This window comes from Massilia sp. BSC265, assembly GCF_000740675.1.
Taxonomy (GTDB): domain Bacteria; phylum Pseudomonadota; class Gammaproteobacteria; order Burkholderiales; family Burkholderiaceae_D; genus Telluria.
On sequence record NZ_JPXI01000002.1, the window covers coordinates 20,903 to 39,767 of the forward strand.

General features: G+C 63.6%; 16 protein-coding genes and 1 pseudogene. 12 read left to right on the plus strand and 5 right to left on the minus strand.

The features are described 5' to 3' along the window. Positions 1–325 precede the first annotated feature (325 nt). A complete protein-coding gene (narI, locus tag MA09_RS00085; protein ID WP_036244199.1) occupies positions 326–1,009 on the minus strand; it encodes a respiratory nitrate reductase subunit gamma in 684 nt (227 codons plus the stop codon). Between the two features lie 263 nt (positions 1,010–1,272). Then, a pseudogene (gene glp, locus MA09_RS00090) lies at positions 1,273–2,483 on the minus strand (gephyrin-like molybdotransferase Glp). A gap of 314 nt (positions 2,484–2,797) precedes the next feature. On the opposite strand from glp, the gene MA09_RS00095 reads away from it, so the two are divergent. The 8 genes from MA09_RS00095 to MA09_RS00130 all read left to right on the plus strand — a co-directional run bounded on the left by MA09_RS00095 (position 2,798) and on the right by MA09_RS00130 (position 10,169). Further along, a complete protein-coding gene (locus tag MA09_RS00095; RefSeq protein WP_036244200.1) occupies positions 2,798–3,475 on the plus strand; it encodes a Crp/Fnr family transcriptional regulator in 678 nt (225 codons plus the stop codon). 36 nt (positions 3,476–3,511) lie between these two features. Beyond that, complete coding sequence (locus MA09_RS00100) at positions 3,512–4,708, plus strand: NnrS family protein (protein WP_036244202.1); 1,197 nt, start codon at positions 3,512–3,514, stop codon at positions 4,706–4,708. 363 nt (positions 4,709–5,071) lie between these two features. Then, the gene (locus tag MA09_RS00105; RefSeq protein ID WP_036244203.1) at positions 5,072–7,345 is read left to right on the plus strand and encodes a nitric-oxide reductase large subunit; all 2,274 of its coding nucleotides are present in this window, start codon (positions 5,072–5,074) and stop codon (positions 7,343–7,345) included. Positions 7,346–7,399: 54 nt separating this feature from the next. Continuing rightward, a complete protein-coding gene (locus MA09_RS00110) occupies positions 7,400–7,663 on the plus strand; it encodes a DUF2249 domain-containing protein (RefSeq protein WP_036244204.1) in 264 nt (87 codons plus the stop codon). A gap of 9 nt (positions 7,664–7,672) precedes the next feature. Next, positions 7,673–8,143 (plus strand): Rrf2 family transcriptional regulator, encoded by a 471-nt coding sequence (locus MA09_RS00115; protein ID WP_036244205.1) that lies wholly within the window; start codon positions 7,673–7,675, stop codon positions 8,141–8,143. Continuing rightward, positions 8,140–8,388, plus strand: coding sequence for a DUF2249 domain-containing protein (locus MA09_RS00120; RefSeq protein WP_036244206.1), 249 nt, complete (start codon positions 8,140–8,142; stop codon positions 8,386–8,388). The genes MA09_RS00115 and MA09_RS00120 overlap by 4 nt, the downstream gene beginning before the upstream one ends. After that, positions 8,373–9,638: a hypothetical protein gene (locus tag MA09_RS00125; RefSeq protein ID WP_036244208.1), complete on the plus strand. Its 1,266-nt coding sequence runs from the start codon at positions 8,373–8,375 to the stop codon at positions 9,636–9,638. Before MA09_RS00120 ends, MA09_RS00125 begins: the two co-directional genes overlap by 16 nt. Positions 9,639–9,653: 15 nt before the next feature. Next, complete coding sequence (locus tag MA09_RS00130) at positions 9,654–10,169, plus strand: chemotaxis protein CheW (protein WP_036244209.1); 516 nt, start codon at positions 9,654–9,656, stop codon at positions 10,167–10,169. 39 nt (positions 10,170–10,208) lie between these two features. On the opposite strand, the gene MA09_RS00135 is transcribed toward MA09_RS00130, so the two are convergent. Then, positions 10,209–12,350, minus strand: coding sequence for a TonB-dependent receptor domain-containing protein (locus MA09_RS00135; RefSeq protein WP_051933043.1), 2,142 nt, complete (start codon positions 12,348–12,350; stop codon positions 10,209–10,211). A gap of 249 nt (positions 12,351–12,599) precedes the next feature. Between MA09_RS00135 and MA09_RS23490 the strand changes: the two genes are divergently transcribed. Next, positions 12,600–13,664, plus strand: coding sequence for a diguanylate cyclase (locus MA09_RS23490; protein WP_161783180.1), 1,065 nt, complete (start codon positions 12,600–12,602; stop codon positions 13,662–13,664). Between the two features lie 334 nt (positions 13,665–13,998). Here MA09_RS23490 and MA09_RS00145 read toward each other — a convergent pair whose 3' ends face one another. Next, entirely contained in the window at positions 13,999–14,496 is a 498-nt protein-coding gene (locus tag MA09_RS00145) for a hypothetical protein (protein ID WP_036244211.1), read from the minus strand. Between the two features lie 25 nt (positions 14,497–14,521). Next, positions 14,522–15,220 (minus strand): hypothetical protein, encoded by a 699-nt coding sequence (locus tag MA09_RS00150; RefSeq protein ID WP_036244212.1) that lies wholly within the window; start codon positions 15,218–15,220, stop codon positions 14,522–14,524. Between the two features lie 352 nt (positions 15,221–15,572). Here MA09_RS00150 and MA09_RS00155 point away from each other — a divergent pair, with 352 nt between their 5' ends. Genes MA09_RS00155 through MA09_RS23495 form a run of 3 tightly spaced genes read left to right on the plus strand, consistent with a single transcriptional unit; the run spans position 15,573 to position 18,762 of the window. After that, a complete protein-coding gene (locus tag MA09_RS00155; protein ID WP_036244214.1) occupies positions 15,573–16,292 on the plus strand; it encodes a hypothetical protein in 720 nt (239 codons plus the stop codon). Continuing rightward, the gene (locus MA09_RS00160; protein WP_152594501.1) at positions 16,289–17,410 is read left to right on the plus strand and encodes a hypothetical protein; all 1,122 of its coding nucleotides are present in this window, start codon (positions 16,289–16,291) and stop codon (positions 17,408–17,410) included. The genes MA09_RS00155 and MA09_RS00160 overlap by 4 nt, the downstream gene beginning before the upstream one ends. Beyond that, the gene (locus MA09_RS23495; RefSeq protein ID WP_081897332.1) at positions 17,407–18,762 is read left to right on the plus strand and encodes a caspase family protein; all 1,356 of its coding nucleotides are present in this window, start codon (positions 17,407–17,409) and stop codon (positions 18,760–18,762) included. The genes MA09_RS00160 and MA09_RS23495 overlap by 4 nt, the downstream gene beginning before the upstream one ends. The last annotated feature ends 103 nt before the right edge of the window (positions 18,763–18,865 follow it).

Here is an 18,865-nt window from a genome sequence, read left to right on the forward strand (position 1 = left end):
CGTCCAGGTGACGGCCGGCCGTTCTTGAATCGAGCGGCGGGACTGTCATCGCGGCTTGGCAGGGCGGCTGGCGGCGGCCTTCGATGCGGCGCATGACCTGGGCCACGTGCAGGCCGAAACGGTTTTCCACAGGAGGCTCAGCAAGCTGCCATCGCACCTCCTGCGTCATCAGCGCTTCGATACGCGCATCCTCATCCTGGCCGGCGACGCCCTCGTGCACGGAGTGCCTGAGCGGACGGGCCGCGTGCTGGTGGTGTGGAAGCTCGCATTCGATGACGCTGCCGTCGATGTCGACACCGATGACGAGAGCCCCACGATGCTTCCTTTAGCGAGGACGGACCAGCTGGAATGCGCGGCCCAGGTAAGTGACGGCGCCGAAGCCGCTCCACACGTGCACCAGGCGGGTGAACGGGAAGATGACGAACAGCGAGATGCCCATGAACAGGTGCAGCTTGAACACCAGCGGCGCATCGATGATGAAGCCGGCGGCGTCGCCACGGAAGGTGACGATGTGCTGGGCCCAGGTCATCAGGAGCACCATCATGTGGCCGTCCATGTGGCCGGCAGAGACAAAAATCGACGACAGGCCCAGCAGCAGGGTGCCGAGGATCCACAGCAGGACGATCTTGTCCTTGAAGGTGGTGGCGCGGCGCAGGCGGTCGTTGGCGATGCGGCGTGCCAGCAGCATCAGGATGCCGACCAGGCACAGGGTGCCCATGATGCCGCCCGCGACCATCGCGAACAGCTGCTTGGCGCCGTGCGGCACGCCGAGGGTGTCCCAGATCCAGACGGGAGTCAGCAGGCCGACTGCGTGGCCGAAGAACAGGCCGATGATACCGACGTGGAACAGGGGGCTGCCCCAGCGCAGGCTGCCGCGGTGCAGCACCTGGGTGGACTCGGACTTCCAGGTGTATTGCTCGCGGTCGAAGCGGATCAGGCTGCCGAGCAGGAAGATCGCGAGCGCGATGTAGGGATAGATCCCGAAGGTGAATTGGTGCAGGTAGTTCATGATAGGGAAAGATTCAGTCGGTTCAGAAAAAGACCCATGGTTCGTCCAACGGTGCCCGCCATGTAAAAGCGGGCACATTGCGTGGGGTGCATCCGGGTCAAGTGTAGAACCCGGGCATGCGCTTGAATACCCGTAAGAAGTCAGTTTCGCGTGGGATTAGTGACTAGTCCGCCTAGTCATTTGGAACTAGGGTGCATCCCGGCGCCTTTGCGCGAGCAGCAAGGGACGAGCAAGCCGCGCCCGCTTCGGGAGCGGGTCCAGGCTCAGGAAAGGAGTTCGGCGAAGGGCAGGTAGGCGACGGAATCGCCGGGCGCGATGGACTGGCCAGGCGGGCGCAGGGCCAGTCCGCTGCCCTGGACCGCAGACGTCATGACCGCCGATCCCTGGCTCCCGGACAGCACGAGATTGCCGGCTTCGTCGACCCGCACCCGGAGGAATTCGAGCCGCTCGTCAGGACGCTCGACGCTGAAGCCGGCTCGCATCGACAGTGGCCGGGGCAGCACGTCGCGCGTACCCTGAAGACGCAGCAGGAAGGGCCGTACGAACAGCAGAAAGGCGACGAAGCAGGCCACAGGGTTGCCCGGTAGGCCTATGAAATGCGTGGTGCCGCCGTCGCGCCGGCGCAGCGCGCCGAACGCAAGGGGCTTGCCCGGCTTCATGGCGATCTTCCACATGTCGAGCCTGCCTTCGGCGGCGACCGCCGGCTTCACGTGTCGGCATCGCCTACCGAGGCCCCGCCGCAGGTCAGCACCAGGTCGTGGCCGGCGGCCGCGTCGCGCAGCATGGCGCGGGTGGCATCGAGACGATCCGGAACGATGCCGAAGTCGCTCGTTTCACAACCAAGCGCGCACAGCGCCGACCCCAAGGCGTAGCGGTTGGCGTTGTAGATCTGGCCGGGCCCCAGCGCTGCACCCGGCATGACCAGTTCGTCGCCGGTGAAGAGCAGGGCAACGCGCAGCCGGCGTGTCACCGGCAGGAAAGCCAGTCCGTTCGATGCCGCGTACGCCAGTTCGGGCGCGCGCAGGCGGGTGCCAGCCTCCAGCAGCGGGGTACCGGCGCGGATGTCCTCGCCGGCGCGGCGAATGTGCTCGCCTGGCGCCGGCGGCCGGACGATGGTGACCGTGCGGCCGTCGTCGGCGCCATGGCAGCGCTCCTGCATGACGACGGCATCGGCGCCGGCGGGGATCCCTGCGCCGGTGAAGATGCGGGCCGCGCTGCCGGGTGCCAGCGGCTCGGGGGCTTGTCCAGCCGCAATGCGCTGGCTGACCGGCAGCACGGCGCCCGGGCGGCATTCGGCGCTGCGCACGGCATAGCCGTCCATCGCTGCGTTGTCGGCGCGCGGGACATCGATTGTGGCGTACTGCGTCGTCGCCAGCACACGGCCCGCGGCGGCCAGCGTGTTCACGGTGTCGGTCTGCGTCACCGGATGGGCCCGGGCCAGGATGAGGTCGAGTGCTTCCTGCACGCTCAGCATATGGGTACTCGTATGGCAGTTGATCAAGAAACGAATTGCCGTCCCGGTTGGGTGGCCTCTGCATTGTGGGGAGGAAAGCGGAAGCCGACAATACGCCGGAATGACGAGGGCGGGAACATCAAGCGGCCCATGGATGGCGGGGCCTGCAAGCGACACCACGTTTGCCTGCGGTGTGCCGGCGCCACGCTCGCGTCCGTACGATGGACTAGCACCTGTACGCACTAAGAACTACAGCCTCGGGGCTGACAGAAGTTTATGATCTGAACCGTTCTTATTGAGGTACAACGACGCGCCCATTCACGCCTGCGACCGCCATGCCACGACACCGTATCGAACCCCGCCAATTCCTGAAACGCCTGCCCTTGTTTGCCGATTTGTCGGCCGAGCAGCTCGACACCGTGGCGGCGGCCACCAGCGAACTGCACGCGACGCGCGGCCAGGTCATCTTCAAGCGCGGCGATCCGTGCAACGGTTTCCATACGGTCATCTACGGCAACGTCAAGCTGTGTTTCGTTTCCGCGCAGGGAGACGAGAAGGTGGTCGAGCTGATTGGCCCCAACCAGAGTTTCGGTGAGGCGTTGATGTTCATGGACCGCCCATACATCGTGCAGGCGGAGGCCCTGGCCGACTGCATGCTGCTGCACGTCCAGAAGCAAGTGATCTATGACGAGATCGAGCGTAGCCCCGCTTTTTCGCGGCGCATGCTGTCCGGCATGAGCCGCCGGCTGCATGGCCTGATCTCGGACGTCGAATCCTACTCGCTGCGTTCGGGGAGCCAGCGGATCGTCGGCTATCTGCTCAAGGACGATCCGGTACAAGGCGAGGAAATGACCTTCTCCGTCAGCAAGAAGATGATCGCCTCGCGCCTGAACCTCTCGCCGGAATATTTTTCGCGGGTGCTGCACGACATGGCCGACCAGGGCCTGCTGTCCATCAACGGACGCAGCGTCACGATCCTCGACACCGAACGGCTGCGCGCCTATGAAGCCTGATCCGCTACCACATCCATCCAACACGGGACTACCATCATGTCACTGCTGCGCATCGAAGACCCGGCCGCCCCTCGAGTGAGGGGCTCCTTGCAGGACCATCCTTTCCTGGCCCTGGGCTTCCGTCCCTTCTATCTGCTCGGCGCCGCCTTCGCGGGCGTGGCCGTCCCAGCCTGGACGGCAGCGGCCCTGGGCTGGATCGCGTCTCCGCGCCTGAACCTCCTGTGGCACATGCACGAAATGCTGTTCGGCTTCGTGATCGCCATCGTCATCGGCTTCCTGTACACGGCGGGACGCAACTGGACCGGCCTGTGGACGCCGCGCGGCCGGCATCTCGCCGCGCTGGCCGGACTGTGGCTGGCCGGTCGCGCTGCAATGGTCGCGCTGCCCCCGCCGCTGGCGGCCGCGGTCGACCTGGCCTTCCTGCCGCTGGCGACGCTGCCCCTGTACCGCGTGATCCGGCGCGCGGGCAATACGCGCAACCTGATCATGGTGGTCTTGCTGGCGATCCTGGCCCTGGCCAACGCCGCCTTCCATGCCAGCGTCTCGGGCCTGCTCGCGGTATCGCCGATGCAGCCGCTGTACGCGGCAATCGTGGCCATCATCGTGATCGAATCGGTGCTGGGCGGGCGGGTGATTCCGAACTTTACCGCCAATGCCGTGCGCGGAGTGCGCACCACTTCCCATCCCCGTCTCGAGAAAGCCAGCCTGGTGCTGACCGCGGCCACCGGCCTGGCCTGGGCCGTGCTGCCGCTGTCGGTACCGCTGGGACTGCTGGCGCTGGCCACGGCGGCGGCCCAGGCCCTGCGCATGGCCGGGTGGAAGCCGCTGTGTACGCTGCGTCAACCGCTGCTGTGGGTCCTGCACCTGTCCTTCGCCTGGATTCCGGTCGGTTTCGGAGTGCTGGCGCTGGCCTGCTTCGGCGTGGCGCCGCACAGCGCCGCGGTACATCTGCTGGCGGTGGGGGCGATGGGGGGACTGATCATCGGCATGATCACTCGCACCACGCTCGGCCATACCGGCCGCATGCTCAAGGCAGGAAAGGCAGAGACCGCGATGTACCTGCTGCTACAGGCCGGGGTGCTGGCGCGCCTGGCAGCGGCACTGGGCGATGCCGGGCTGCGCGAATGGGGCCTGGTGGTGGCCACGGTGTGCTGGAGTCTGGCCTTCGCGCTGTTCTGCGTGGTGTATGGCCCCTATCTGATGCGGCCACGCGTCGACGGACGCGAAGGCTGAGTACAGGATGATGCCCAGGCCGGGCGGGCGCCCCAGGGGGGCGCTGCCGGGCTGTCGACCGAAGCGCATCGAGGCCCGCGGGCCAGAAAGTGTCCTTTGTCCCTTTCTTGAACGAAGCCGGCGGGCGGCGTGGCAGACCGGCATACGCCCTGCACGCCGCGCGGCCGTACAGGTCGATCTCGATGTGGAGCCCCGTTGCGTCGGTCTCAATCCGCCGGCACCCCATGCGCAAGGCACCTGTTCCGAATTCTTGAACTAAGCTATCGAAAAGATGCATGTTGTTTGCATCATTTGATGCCGAGACCTACGATACCGGAGGGAAAAACGCAAAAGCGTTCCATTCACCTTCACAAGGACAATGTCATGCAAGCCACACGCAAACTCTGGACATGGCTGGCCATCATCTGTGTGATCTCGTTTTCCGTACTCGGCTGGGTCGGCAGGGAGATCTACCTCGAGGCGCCGCCGATACCGCTCACCGTGACCGATTCGAAAGGTCAGGTGCTCTACGAAGGGCCGCAGATCCAGCATGGCCAGCAGGCCTGGTTGGCCGCCGGCGGACAACAGCTGGGCAGCGTCTGGGGCCACGGCAGCTACCTGGCGCCGGACTGGTCGGCCGACTGGCTGCACCGCGAGGCACTGGCGCTGCAGGCAGCGCTGGCCGCACGCGATTTCAGGCGTCCATACGCCGACCTCGACGCCGCCAGGAAAGGCCATGTCGACGCCGCCGTGCGCGAGGAGTTGCGCAGGAATACCTACGATCCGCAGACCGGCGCCCTGGTGCTGTCCGATCTGCGCGCCGAAGCAGTGCGCCAGGTGGCGCGTCATTACGCCGGCCTGTTCGGCAGCGACGGCCGCTTCGACGCGCTGCGCGAGCAATATGCGATGAAGACCGGCTCGCTTCCGGTCGAGGCTGACCGTACGGCCCTGACCGGTTTTTTCTTCTGGTCGTCCTGGTCGGCAGCGGCCGACCGTCCGGGCCAGCCGGGCCTGAGCTATACCAGCAACTGGCCGCATGAGCCGCTGGCGGGCAATACGCCGACCGCGGGCGCCGGCATCTGGTCGATCGCCAGCGTCATCCTGATGATCGGTGCGATTGCGGGCATGGTGTTTGTCCATGGCAAGCACAAGGAAGAGGAAGATCCGCCGGCGCCCAGGAGCGACCCCTTGGCCTCCCTGCGCATCACGCCATCGATGCGCGCCACCCGCAAGTACTTCTTCGTCGTGGTCGGGCTGATCCTGGCCCAGGTCGGCATGGGCGTCATTACCGCGCACTACGCGGTCGAGGGCAGCAGCTTCTTCGGCCTGCCGATCGGCGACATCCTGCCGTTCACGGTCAGCCGCACCATCCATACCCAGTTTGCCGTGCTGTGGATTGCCACCGCCTGGCTGGCGACCGGGCTGTACATCGCGCCCGCCATCTCGGGATACGAGCCGAAGTACCAGAAACTGGGCGTCAACGTGCTGTTCTATGCGCTGCTGTTCATCGTGGTCGGCTCGACCGCCACCGGCTGGCTCGGCACGCTGCGCGCCGCCGGCCTTGATTACTCGTTCTGGATCGGCAACCAGGGCCTGGAGTTCACCAGCATGGGCCGGGTATGGCAGGTGCTGCTGTTCGTCGGCCTCCTGTTCTGGGCCTTCCTGCTCGGCCGCGGCCTGTGGCCGGCGCTGCGCAAGCCGTCCGAAAGTCGCGGCCTGATCGCCATGGTGTTCCTTGCGGCGGTCTGCATCGGTGGTTTCTACGCCACCTCGCTGACCTGGGACCGCGGCACGCATTACTCGATGGTCGAATACTGGCGCTGGTGGCTGGTGCACCTCTGGGTGGAAGGCTTCTTCGAAGTGTTCGCCACCGCCGTGATCGCGCTGCTGTTCACCCGCCTGGGCCTGATCCGCGCTGCTTCCGCCAATAGCGCAATCGTGCTCGAGACCATCGTGTTCCTGTTCGGCGGCATCCTCGGCACGCTGCACCACCTGTATTTCACCGGCACCCCGACCTCGGTGATCGCCATCGGCTCGATGTTCTCGGCGCTCGAAGTGGTGCCGCTGTCGCTGATCGGCATCGAAGCGTATCGCAACTACCAGCGCACCAAGGCAGCGCCCTGGGTGCGCAATTACAAATGGGCGATCCTGTGCTTCATCGCCGTCGGTTTCTGGAATACAGTCGGCGCCGGACTGCTCGGCTTCTCGATCAACACCCCGATCGCACTGTATTACATGCAGGGCCTGAACATGACCGCAGCGCATGGTCATGCAGCCCTGTTCGGCGTGTACGGGATGCTCGGCATCGGCCTGATGCTGTTCTGCCTGCGCGGACTGAGCGCCGGCATCGGCTGGGCCGATGCGCTGCTGCGTCCGACTTTCTGGCTGCTCAACATCGGCCTGTCGATGATGGTCTTCATGTCCCTGGTCCCGGCCGGCGTCTATCAGGCCCATGCCAGCATCACGAAGGGCATGTGGTACGCCCGCTCGGCCGAAGTGGTCCATTCGAACTTCATGGAGACCATGGTGTGGCTGCGGGTGCCGGGCGACATCGTCTTTGCCATCGGCATCCTGTACCTCAGCCTCTTTGCACTGCGCCTGATGCGCGGCAAGCATGAACCACGGGCCGGCACCGGCACGGTGGTGGCGCGGGCCTGAAGCACGCAACCCGGCCGCCGCCGCGGCCGGTCACATCCACGAAAGGAGTACGACATGTCACACGATCGTTCCACCCCGGCTGTTCCGGGCCGAACCTATCTGTTCGACGCCCGGGGCGTTGACCGCCGCTTCCGCCATGCGGCCATCTTTGGGGCGCTGCATACCCTGTTGCCCGGCGAATCGATGAGGTTCTGCAACGACCACGACCCGGTCCCGCTGCTCAACGAAATCGAAGACATCTTTGGCGAGCGCGTCAATGTCGTCTACCATCGCCGCGCCGTCGGCGATGTCGTCATCGACTTCAAACTGCGATCCTGAGGTGACGCCATGCGGCTGACCGAATTCACCGACCATGCCTTGCGCCTCCTGATGTATCTGGGCGCCCGCTACGGACGGATGGCGACGATCGACGAGGTGGCCAGGCAGTACGGCATGTCGCGCAATCACCTGGCCAAGGTCGTCAACGAACTGGCGGAGGTCGGCGTGATCATGACCGTCCGTGGCCGCAGCGGGGGCATCTGGCTGGCCCAGGATCCGCGCGACATTCGCCTGGGCGAGGTCGTCCGCCGCACCGAACCCAATTTTCACATGGCGCAGTGCTTCGGAGGCGGCGACGCTGCCGGCTGCCCCTTCGGCACCGCCTGTCTCCTGCGTTGGTCTCTCGCCCAGGCAACCGAGGCTTACCTTGCCGAGCTGAATCGGCTGAGTCTGGCCGAGCTGCTGGCCACGGCCAGGACACCGGCGCCGGACCGGCACCAAGCCACTCTTGCCCCTTGTATCAAGGAATCCACCTCATGAGCGCATCCACTTCCGCTGCAGCATTTCTCGATGTTTCCGGGTTGCTTCCACCCGAACCGATGGAGCAGATCCTCGATGCCCTGTCGGCACTCGGGCCGGGCACAGGCTTGCAGGTCCTGATCGACCGCGAACCCTTCCCCTTGTACCGAGTGCTCGAGCGCCACGGTTATTGCCACCGGCTGACTGCCCGCGACGACGGCAGGTTCGACTTGTCCATCCAAAAAAGACCATGCAGCGAACACTGAACTATGGCGCAATGCCTTCGATCTGGGTGCCCTTGCCGTTTCTGCTCACTGCTCCCTGTTTTGTCTTTGCCGCGGCGTTCTTGCTGATGTGGCAGGGCGAAGCAGCGCTGGCCTCGCGCTGGACGCCGGTCACACTTGCCATGACCCACCTGTTGACCCTCGGTTTCCTGACGATGACGATCGTCGGGGCGCTGTTTCAGATCCTTCCGGTCGTCGCCGGAACGGCGATTGCGCTGGCCCGCCCCGTGGCCGCGTTGTCCTGGACCGGTCTGGCAGGAGGCACCGTCGTGCTGGCCTGCGCCCTCGGTTTCGGGTTGAGCCCCGGATTCTATGTGGCGGCCGCCAGCATGCTCGGGCTGTCCGGATTGGTCGTGCTGGTTGCGGTGGGAGCGGCGATCTCGCACCGGATCGTGCCGGCCGCAGAGCCGCTCGTTGCGGGCGTGCGCCTGGCAATCTCCGGGCTGGCCGTGACGATGGGCCTGGGCGGTGCGCTGGCCATGGTCCTGGCCGGTCTCGGTACGCTGGACGTGGTGCTGTTTACCGACGTTCACGCATCCTGGGGTCTGGTTGGATGGATCGTGGCCTTGACCGCCGCGGTGTCTTTCCAGGTGATTCCCATGTTCCAGGGCACGCCAGCCTACCCGCGTTCGCTGGAACAAGGCATGCCGGCAGTGTTGTTCGCGCTGCTGCTCGCCTGGAGCGCCGCAGCGCTGCTGGACGTGCCCAGCTTGCAACTGGCGGCCGAGATTGGCGTGGGCGCGCTGCTGGCGAAGTACGTCGCAACCACGCTCCTGTTCTTCTACAGGCGCAAGCGGAAGGCCGACATCGGCACCTGTTACTGGAGCCTGGCCATGGGTTGTCTGGCGCTGGCGATTCTCGTGCATTTCCTCCCGTTCGAGCGCGACCAGCGCGCGCTGCTGACCGGAGTGCTGGTCATTGCCGGCTTCGGCATGTCGGCCGTTAACGGAATGCTCTACAAGATCGTACCGTTCCTTGTCTGGTATCACTTGCAGTGCGATGCCCGCCTCGGGCGCGAGCGGGTGCCGGGTGTGAAGTCGATCGTGGAAGAGGCGCGGGCGCTGCGTCAGTTGCGCTGGCACGTGGTTGCGCTTGGCCTGCTGCTGGCGTCCCCATTGGCACCCGCCATTCTCGCCAGGCCGGCTGGGCTCTTCATGATGCTGGCCATGTTCCTGCTGATCCGCGACCTTGGCGGGGCATTACGGCTCTTCCTGCGCTTGCGCCAACCCTGAACCCGCGAACCGGTCTTGTTTCGCTATCTTTCCCCTTCATTCATGCGCTCATTCGACAACGCCGACCCGAACCTGACGTATTCCGCGATGTTTGCGCCGATGCGGTTTCTACGGGTCCAGGCGCTGGGTGCAGAACTGGCGTTTGATGCGGCCAGTCTCTGTGACCTGCTGGATCTGGCAGACACGCATGCTCCCGTGCGCTTTGGCAGGGGTCTTGTGATGTTCTACGAAAGCCGCATCATTCCCCTTGTCGACTACCGTTCTCCCCCGAGCAGGGGGACAGCGCTGACGGGAGCCCAGCTGGTGATCGCGCAGGTCCAGCGTCGCCGGTTTGCCCTGGTAGTCGACTGCATCAAGGAACAGGTCAGCGTCGACTATGCCGAGATTTGCGTACCGGAGCGGGCGCTGGCCGACTGGTGCCCTGCATATCTCGTGGGATGCATATGGCGCGAAGGGAGCGAGGTTTACCTGATCGATCTGGAACGTCTTTTGGGGCCGGCGATCAGGACATACCTGAACCCAAGCAAATGATGCGTTCCGCGCCGGACGGTACTACCGTCCGGCCTGGCATCATCGGAAGTCCGCGTTCATGGCGAGCCAGAGGCGCCGGCCCTCCTGGCTGTTGACGAAACGGTTGCCGTAGGTGGGCGCAGCGCTGGCCGAGCTGCGGTAGGGCTGGTAGTCGACGAAATCACGACCGAGAAGATTGTAGATGGCGGCATTGAGCGAAATCTTCCTGCTGATCTGGTAGCTCCCGCCCAGGTGCAGGAGTGCATAGCCGCGATAGTCGCCGAGCGCGGCCTTCGCGGCGCGGGTGTCGGCCGAGGTGCCCGGATCGCGGAAGCGGTCGCTGCGCAGCTCGGCGCGTACCCAAGCCTTCCCCGCGGCCGAGACGTTCCAGCCCAGGCGCGCATTGGCCGCATGGCGTGGCGTGTCGGTCAGGGGCATGCCCGCGTTACGGCCATTTTTCTGCTCGCTGTGGGTATAGGTGTAGTTCAGGTTCGCGGACACCGACCTGCTCAAGGGGAAACCCGCAGCCAGCTCCAGGCCGCGCGTATCCGCCTTTTCCACATTCACAGATTGGCCAAAAGCGTCCGCAGACGGCCAGTGGCCGATGTCGAGACAGCCCGGGCGGTTCGGCGCCTGGGCGTAACTGCAGTTGGGCAGGCCGGTGCCGCTGGTGATCTTGTCCTCGAAGCGGTTATGAAACACCGTCGCGTTCGCCACCAGACCGGCCTGGTTGTCGAAATATACGCCCAGCTCGGTGGCAATACTGGTTTCCGGGCGCAGGCCTGGACTGCCGACCAGTGGAATCGTGCCCTGGCCGCCGAAACCGACGATGCCCGGGGCGAGCTGCTCGACGCGCGGTGTCTTGTACCCTTTGCTGACCCCTCCCTTGACGGTCCAGTGCGGCGTCGCCAGCCACACTGCGTAGATCCGCGGACTGAATTCCCCGCCGAAGACGCTGTGCCGATCGTAGCGGGTACCAAGCGTCAGGGTCACATCGTCGAGCAAGCGCCACTCGTCTTCCACGAACAGCGCTTTCTGGTCGAAGGCGAAACCTCGTGGAGCCACGCCGTCACGCATGGCCGCGTCCCACCACTGTGCGCCGATCGTGGACCGGTGGCTTGCCCACGGAAGCACGAACTTCGTATCGAGCACCTTGCTTTCCGCCCGTAGCTGGCGCGCGCTGCCTGCCGCAGCCCCAGGCGTGCCCGGGGGGATGGTGCGTCCGAGCGTCTCCGTCCGGTTGACCATGTAGCTGCTGTCCCAGGTGCCATACGCCGTCCGCGCCCGATAGGAGAGGGCAAGCTGGTCGCGCGTGTATTCCTGTTCCGGGCCGTAGCCGCCGCGCATGCCGAGCGTTCCCAGTTGGCCACGCGAGTTGTCATAACGCTGGCGGGCACTGTCGGCATCGAGCATTACCGTATGCTGGCTGTTTGGCGTGAATGCCAGCCGCAGGCCCAGGTTGTCTACTTCGGACCTTACCGGATTGGCGCCCATCGCGGGACTGGCCTGGGTGCCATCCTGTTTCAGGTAATGGATGTCTGCCGCGGCCCGGCGCAGCGTGCTGCCGCGCACGGAAAGTCCGAGCAGGTCCTCGCGCAGCGGACCGCTCAGGTAGAACCTGGCCGAATGCTGGTCGCCGAAACGTTCGTCTTCCTGGACCGTGTAATCGCCCGATAGCGAGGCCATCCAGCGTTTGCCGGCCTTGCGCGTGATGATGTTCACCACCCCGCCCATTGCGTCCGACCCATGCAGCGTGGACATGGGACCGCGGATGACCTCGATGCGTTCGATCGCGCCCAGTGGGGGCATGAAGCTGGTCTGGGTGCCGGTGAAACCGTTGGGAGTGACGTTTCCCGCAGCGTTCTGGCGGCGACCGTCGATCATGATCAGTGTGTAGTCGCTCGGCATGCCGCGGATAGCGACCTGCATGCCGCCCGTCTTGTCCGCAGCGGCACCGACATCGACCCCTTCAAGGCTTTCCAGCGCCTGCGTCAGGTTGGCGAAGCGTTCCTGGATCAGCTTCTCGCGCGTCAGGATCGACACCGATGCGGGCGCTTCACGGGACGCTTGTTCGAAACCTGCGGCCGTGACGACAACGGTTGCGATCGAAGGGGGCGCTGCGGCAGTGGCGACGGAGCTAAGGCTGAACAGTGTACTGAGCGCGACGGCGATGCCAGTGTAGGGGAGGGGAACAGGGGACATGAATGCTCCATCAAATGAGTATCGATAGAAACATTCTAAGTCAAATGAGAATGATTCTTATTCTAAAAATTGATGTAGATCAATTGTCCGCAAAATAAGACGGCTAAACGGCGTAGCTAAAACCGCTGCCAAGGGCGGTAACGCTTCAGTTCTTAATACAAGACAGCTTTTTTAAATATATTTACAGAAAGGTAATGTTCTGTCTGGTAACTTGTTATGCTTGTGAGGTTTCTTATCCGCGTACCCGGTATGGACCTTCTTCTCGAGCGTGAGCAGCCTTCGACGCTGCCGTTGCAGCAACGTGCCGAAGCCGACTTGACGCATTTCCTCCCCCGGCTCGGTCCCGTGCTCGCGATTCTCCTTGTTGTGTACTCTGTTTGGGATCTGTCCTTGGATCCGGCGCATGCGCTGCAGTCAGGAACGACCCGCGTGGTTTTTGCGGGGCTGGCCGCCTTTGCGTTCTGGCCAATCATTCCCAATTGGTCGGCACACCACCGCGCAGCATGGGCACACTGGATGCTTTCCGGTGGAGTGATCCTGGCGAGCGCACAGCTCGACGGGGGATTGGTCCACGGGATAGGCGGCATCATCATTGGCTTGTTCCTGGTTCCGTTTATTGCGAATGGAACAGCTAATTTCGTGTTGGTAATCACGCCTCCGGCTCTGCTTTTCCTTCTATGCATGGCGATGCGGTGCACATTGCCTGAGTTCGTTCGGGGTGCGCTGCTGTATGGCTCGGCAGCTGCGGTGGCATTCGTTCAGATGCGGATCGCACTGCTGCTTCGCCATCAGGCTATGTCAGTCGAAGCAAAGCTGATATGGGATGCCACGCATGATCCGCTCACCAATCTTCATAATCGCGCGTGGTTGATGCAGGAAGCTGCGCGGGCCTTTTCCACTGCCCGGCGCTACCGCACGAATCTCGCGTTCGCCATGTTGGACATCGATCATTTCAAACGGGTCAACGACACATACGGGCATCAGACCGGCGACCAGGTACTGAAAGCAGTAGCGCAGGCTGTCCAGGACTCACTCCGCGAGACCGATCGTTGTGGCCGACTGGGAGGGGAGGAGTTCTTCTGCATCTTTCCTCATGCTTCGCAAGAGGCGGCTTGGCAATGCGCCGAACGCATAAGACAAGCTGTAGCAGCGGCCGAGGTCGCTGAAGGTGATGCTACCGTGCAGGTAACGATCAGTATCGGTCTTGCCCATATGTCGGATGTACACCTCGGCTGGGAAGATCTGCTTAAACGTGCGGATGAAGCTCTCTACAAGGCCAAAGCGGCAGGGCGGAATTGCATCATGGCATTGTGACCGTTTTCGCCGGGTGGTACGAGACTAAAGTCGAGCCGGTTCGCTTGAATGGTATCGACTATGGTAGTGATCCGGTTGGAGGTGATGAAACTCTCATCTCTTCAATGGGTCGGCTCATCGATCGATCATCGAGTGTGGAATTCACAGCTCAGCGATAATTCGCACAACGTGATCCTAAGCCCCTGATTTCAGGGGCTTTTTTAAAAGCAGTATTTCCAGCTGCCCTCGGGTGTCTAAAAGAACTGAGGCGATCCACGCACGATGCGTCGGTCGGGCAGTCGGCTAACGCATCATCTACAAGCAGGCGCAGTGTTATCGCATCGCGCACGGCTCTTCAGGACCGCACATGCATCTGCACTCCCAGGGCAATGTCTGCCATGACCTGCTCGATTGCTGGCACCGCCGGCATGATCTGCACGATCCGGTCGGTCATATCCTGTCCGTTGCAGTGCTCGACCAGCATCAGTGCGAGCTGCACCGGTGAGGATTCGATCTGGCTCATGAGCGCCTTGTAGACAGGATGGCGCTCAAACAGCAGGGCATTTAGCGCTTCTGCTTGCGGACCACCTGTGTCCGCGACAAGGTATTCGACCTGTAGCAGCCAGTGCGCGGCGAACTCGTTCCCCAGTTCCGCCACGTGCCGGCGCCGTGTGCCAAGTTGTACCAGCGCGACCGAGCAAATAAAGATGCCTGCTTCGTATGGACGCGCTACAGGACCGGAAACTGCCTCCAGGCTGTCGAGCAGGGTGCGCCAGACCGGAAGCATCGCAGCGGCGAGCCCGCTGGCCTGCTGTTCCGGCGACGGCGCCGCTCTTTTCAAGAAACCGAACACGATTCTCGCTCGTTGCGCGCAAACATCAGGCGATTTCGTTGCCCAAAGCCCGGCTGATGTCGGTCATCACACCGTTTGCGCACACATCCGTCAAGCCGCCGGCGATTTTGTGCGAAACGCCGCCCGCCTCGATCGTGACGAAATAGCTGATGCGCGCCATGGCGCGCCGCTTGTTGTTGGCCACGGCTGCAACTGCGTTGGTCATCGCATTGGCGGCCACGGCAGTGCCCACCGCCATCGCGCTACCGGTGGCAACATAGCCGGTCATCGGCAGTTCATAGGTGTTGTCGAATGCGTTTTTAATGACAAAGCGATGAATATCGTCGGCGTGAAAAAATTTTTTCGAACCGACAACCGTGACACCCTGGGTATTGACCAGCAACTCGACGTCATAGGCGTGCCGTCCCTCAGTCTGCTTACGCAGGAACCAGCGGCTGAACCACCGATACGACTTGTACCATCCATAAAAGAATGCGGCCGCGACAGGTACCGTATAAAGCGTCACCAAGAACCCGTTCAGACCGATGCCAAGCATCGAGAGAAGCGAGCCGGCAATCGTGGTGATGACGGCACCGACGAGCGAAGCGAAGATCCAGGCGGGAATCGTGCACAGTAGCAGGCGTGCGATCGAAAAGCCGGCGTCTGGGGAAGTGGCCGGAGTGATCTTGAGTGTAACGCCGTTAGGCCCCACGGACTTGCTGTAAGACGCTTCGATGTTTCGCATATTTATTCTCCTGAATTGAGCAACTTAGCGCCGGTCACACCAGCAAGGCATAACTTGCTTATTGGTAATATCAACATGATAACTGTAGTCACGGCTCAGATTCTCTCCAATTATTGCGATAACCCCTCTGCACGCGCCTTCACCCAAAACGCCCGATCTCAATTTTTTTTTAAGAAAAAAAGAATGCCGCGGAAGGGGAGGGTCGTTTGGCTAGCGACATTTATGCACATTGACTAAAGGTATCGATTGCCCATGTACAAAACTTCGCCGCTAAGCTATCCTCGATTTCGTTTCAAAACAACAACATCACCGCCCGACTGAAGGTAATGCCGAGTGCAAGCAAGCCGTACCTATGAGTGACCAGGACAAGATCGTCGAATTCTGGAATCGACGTGCCAGTGGATTGAACGAAACCGAGTGGACGGAGTTCTATCGGCTGCTGGTGCCTCTCCTGATGCGTACTCGCCTGCCGGCCGAATTCGCGGATGGCGCCAAACGCCGAGATCTCGTCAATATTTTTTTTCAGGACAAGGTCTTCCTCAATGCCGCGACGACAAAGGCAGGCCCTTTACTACACGCCCATGCCTTGCACGCCTACTTCAAGCGCTTTGCACTGGACCTCTTGAGCGAGCCGACGGCCACCACATCGTTGGACGGACTCGGATCACACGAGCCTGCGGCGCCCGACATCCCGGCCCATGAAAGGCTGTTGAGGGAAGCCGGCATCGATATACGCGAAGCGATGCTTCGCGCCGATGAGCTCCTCGGAAAGCTTGATCAGGCCGAAGCCGCCTATCTCGCGTACAACACCTGCGTGGAGTCGCAGGACAGGGAACCGATTTCGTCTATTGCAAGGCGCATGGAGATAGGCACGGCCTTCCATTTCAAGGCGCGAAAGCTTGGTATTACGCGCAGCAAGGGCGAGACTTACCGGGGCTACGGGCACACCAGGATAGGGCGTTGGTTGACCGATGTCGGGGCGCGGCTCGAATCCGACTGGCGTGAAGAGATCGCGGCCCTGCTCGTCCTGTTGTGCGAACGCGTGCGCTCGCAATTGCGGAGAGCCGCGTGAGGCCTCTTCTCTATCCGCCGCTTGCGATGATCGAGGCCGACCTGTTCGGCAAAGCCGATCGCCCGCATGACGATGGCGCGGCGGCATCGGTTCCTGCGGCTATCGCAGTCTGCCATGCCGATATGCCGGCCTTCCTGGTTGACATGGTGCGCCGCCGCATCGCTGCGGACGCTGCGCACCCTCCCCAGGCGCCCGCAGTGGGCCAGATCCGGAGGCTCGACTGCATCGCCTTGCCGCACGGTCCATCGCGCCAGTTCGGCCGCAGCTTTGCGGTTCTTCTCGGGGCCTGCGTCGGGGGAACACGTTGGAGCGGCTGGATGGTTGCCCAGGAGTCCGACTACGCTGCCGACCGCGACCTGGTGTTGCAGGAGGAGGATGGCGCGATCGCGCCCGAGGCCGCGATGGTGCAGGCATGGAACCCGGTGGTGTGCCAATTGCGCGGCGACGAAGCGATACTTGGCAGCTTGTCGCCGCAAGCGCTTGGGGCAGTCATGCACCTCGCCGAAGCGCGGCGCGCCGACCGGACATGGCTTGCTTCCCGGCCGGGTCGCATCGGCGCCTGGGACCTCGACGGACGTATTCCGGTAGTCACCGGCACGCCCCTGGGCGCAGAAGACGATCCACGACGCGCCTACCAGGCGCTGTATGGGAGGCTGGCGCAGGAGCTTCGCACCGCTGCCGCCGGGCAGGGCCGAACAGCCGGGCGCGCCGGGTGGCGCGACCTGTACGAGAGGCTGGGTGCAAGGCTGGTCCGGCCGGCCTGGACTTTCGCCATGATGGCCCTGGCCGCAGTTCAGGGCGCGTGGATTCTGGGCGTGCACCATTCGCCGGCGGACGACCCGGCGGTTTATCGGAGTGGAACGCGAACGCCTGGCACGGATGCCTGCGCGCCGCGCGTGCGCATCGTGTTCCGCACGGATGCGCCCTATGCCGAGGTCGTACTGGCTTTGCGGCGCGTAGGCGCGACGGTAGTGCAAGGTCCATCCGAAGACGGGGAGATCTGGGTGTTGCCGGAAGCGGGTAGCGACGCCGGCCAGTTGGCGGAGGCGCTGGCCGGCGGTCCGCTGGTCGAGCGGGCTGACCTTGTCGTACCCGACAGCCATCCTTGTATCGAATGATGCGCGCACTCGTCCTCTGCGCCGTGTGCCTGGTCTCTTTCGTCGGCGGCACTTTGCCTGCCACCGCCGGGGGGGCGAAGGTGGCCTTGGTGATGGGTAATGCGCGATATGGAGCGGGCAACGCGCTGGCAAACGCGGGCAACGACGCACGCCTGATGGCCAGGACACTGGCGAGCCTCGGATTCGCCGTGGTCGAAGCCTATGACCTCGATCGAGACCGGCTGACCCGGACGGTCGCCGACTTTACCGCGCGGATACCGGCAGGCGCGACGGCCTTTGTCTATTACGCGGGACACGGCATGCAGATTGGTGGCGCGAGCTACCTGACCCCCGTGGACATGCCGGTGACGGGCGAGCATGGCGCGCGCCTTCGTGCGTATCCGCTCAAGAACATGCTCGAACGCCTCTCGCAGGCCCGGTCGACGGTCAACATCGTCGTTCTCGACGCCTGCCGCAACAATCCGTTCCAGCCCCTGGGCGCTGTCCGCTATCGCAGCCTGCGCAACCTCGGCCTATCGAGGATTCAGGCTCCGCGCGGTAGTTTCATTGCTTATTCGACCTCGCCCGGCCAGCTGGCCGCCGACGGCAAGGGGCCCAATAGCCTTTACACCGCGACGCTTGCGCAGGCTCTCCAGGGGTCGGACCAGGAGCTTGAGATCATTTTTCGCAAGGTAGGGCAGGAGGTAAGGCGCAAGACCCTCGACGATCAGATTCCCTGGTATGAATCGTCCCTGGCTGGAGCGGTCCATGTCGGGAAGCACGCCGCGCCGAATGTGGCGCCGGATGTTGCGAGCGTAGGAAGCCGTGAGCCGTCGGGCAGCCGTGGCCTGGGAGCCCATGATGTCAGCCGACAGTGGTACCGGCAGATGAGCGCGGACGAATGGCAGCAGGTTGACTGGGAAATCAGGCAGCGGGTACGCCACCTGACGCCGGACGAAATCCCGGCCCTGGTGCACGTGGCGAGCGGCGGCAGCGTGCTCGCACAGACCGTACTCGGCATCGCGCTGCGCGACGGCGTGGACCGGGTCCGGCTTGCCGACGGCGGATCGGCCACACGGCTGCGCGCCAACAATACGGCGGGATGGCGTTGGCTTCGCCGGGCGGCCCAGGCCGGCTTTCCGGTGGCGCAAGCCGAGATCGGCGAGATGTATTACCGCGCGCATGGCACGGCACGCGACGTGCGCGAAAGTCGCCGCTGGCTGGAACAGGCTGCCATCGCGAATTATCCGCGCGCCAGGCTGGACCTGGCGCAGCTCGCGCTGGAAAGCGGGGGCGAGGGAGCGGCTCAGGATGCTGCGCGGTCGCTGCTCGAGATCCTGCGGGCGCCCCCGGGCGCGCCCGCCGCGCGATGAGCCCTGGCGCCGAACATGCGTGACGAATTCAATTTCGGCGCGACCGGACGTTTTACAAGAAAGCTGCCGTCCACCCATGCGTGGGCGACGGCATGTGTCAACC

Excerpts from the sequence above, each read along its gene's own strand:
- narI (WP_036244199.1), bottom strand. The coding sequence starts at position 1,009 with ATGAACTACCTGCACCAATTCACCTTCGGGATCTATCCCTACATCGCG.
- MA09_RS00095 (WP_036244200.1), top strand. The coding sequence starts at position 2,798 with ATGCCACGACACCGTATCGAACCCCGCCAATTCCTGAAACGCCTGCCC.
- MA09_RS00100 (WP_036244202.1), top strand. The coding sequence starts at position 3,512 with ATGTCACTGCTGCGCATCGAAGACCCGGCCGCCCCTCGAGTGAGGGGC.
- MA09_RS00105 (WP_036244203.1), top strand. The coding sequence starts at position 5,072 with ATGCAAGCCACACGCAAACTCTGGACATGGCTGGCCATCATCTGTGTG.
- MA09_RS00110 (WP_036244204.1), top strand. The coding sequence starts at position 7,400 with ATGTCACACGATCGTTCCACCCCGGCTGTTCCGGGCCGAACCTATCTG.
- MA09_RS00115 (WP_036244205.1), top strand. The coding sequence starts at position 7,673 with ATGCGGCTGACCGAATTCACCGACCATGCCTTGCGCCTCCTGATGTAT.
- MA09_RS00120 (WP_036244206.1), top strand. The coding sequence starts at position 8,140 with ATGAGCGCATCCACTTCCGCTGCAGCATTTCTCGATGTTTCCGGGTTG.
- MA09_RS00125 (WP_036244208.1), top strand. The coding sequence starts at position 8,373 with ATGCAGCGAACACTGAACTATGGCGCAATGCCTTCGATCTGGGTGCCC.
- MA09_RS00135 (WP_051933043.1), bottom strand. The coding sequence starts at position 12,350 with ATGTCCCCTGTTCCCCTCCCCTACACTGGCATCGCCGTCGCGCTCAGT.
- MA09_RS23490 (WP_161783180.1), top strand. The coding sequence starts at position 12,600 with ATGGACCTTCTTCTCGAGCGTGAGCAGCCTTCGACGCTGCCGTTGCAG.
- MA09_RS00150 (WP_036244212.1), bottom strand. The coding sequence starts at position 15,220 with ATGCGAAACATCGAAGCGTCTTACAGCAAGTCCGTGGGGCCTAACGGC.
- MA09_RS00155 (WP_036244214.1), top strand. The coding sequence starts at position 15,573 with ATGAGTGACCAGGACAAGATCGTCGAATTCTGGAATCGACGTGCCAGT.
- MA09_RS23495 (WP_081897332.1), top strand. The coding sequence starts at position 17,407 with ATGATGCGCGCACTCGTCCTCTGCGCCGTGTGCCTGGTCTCTTTCGTC.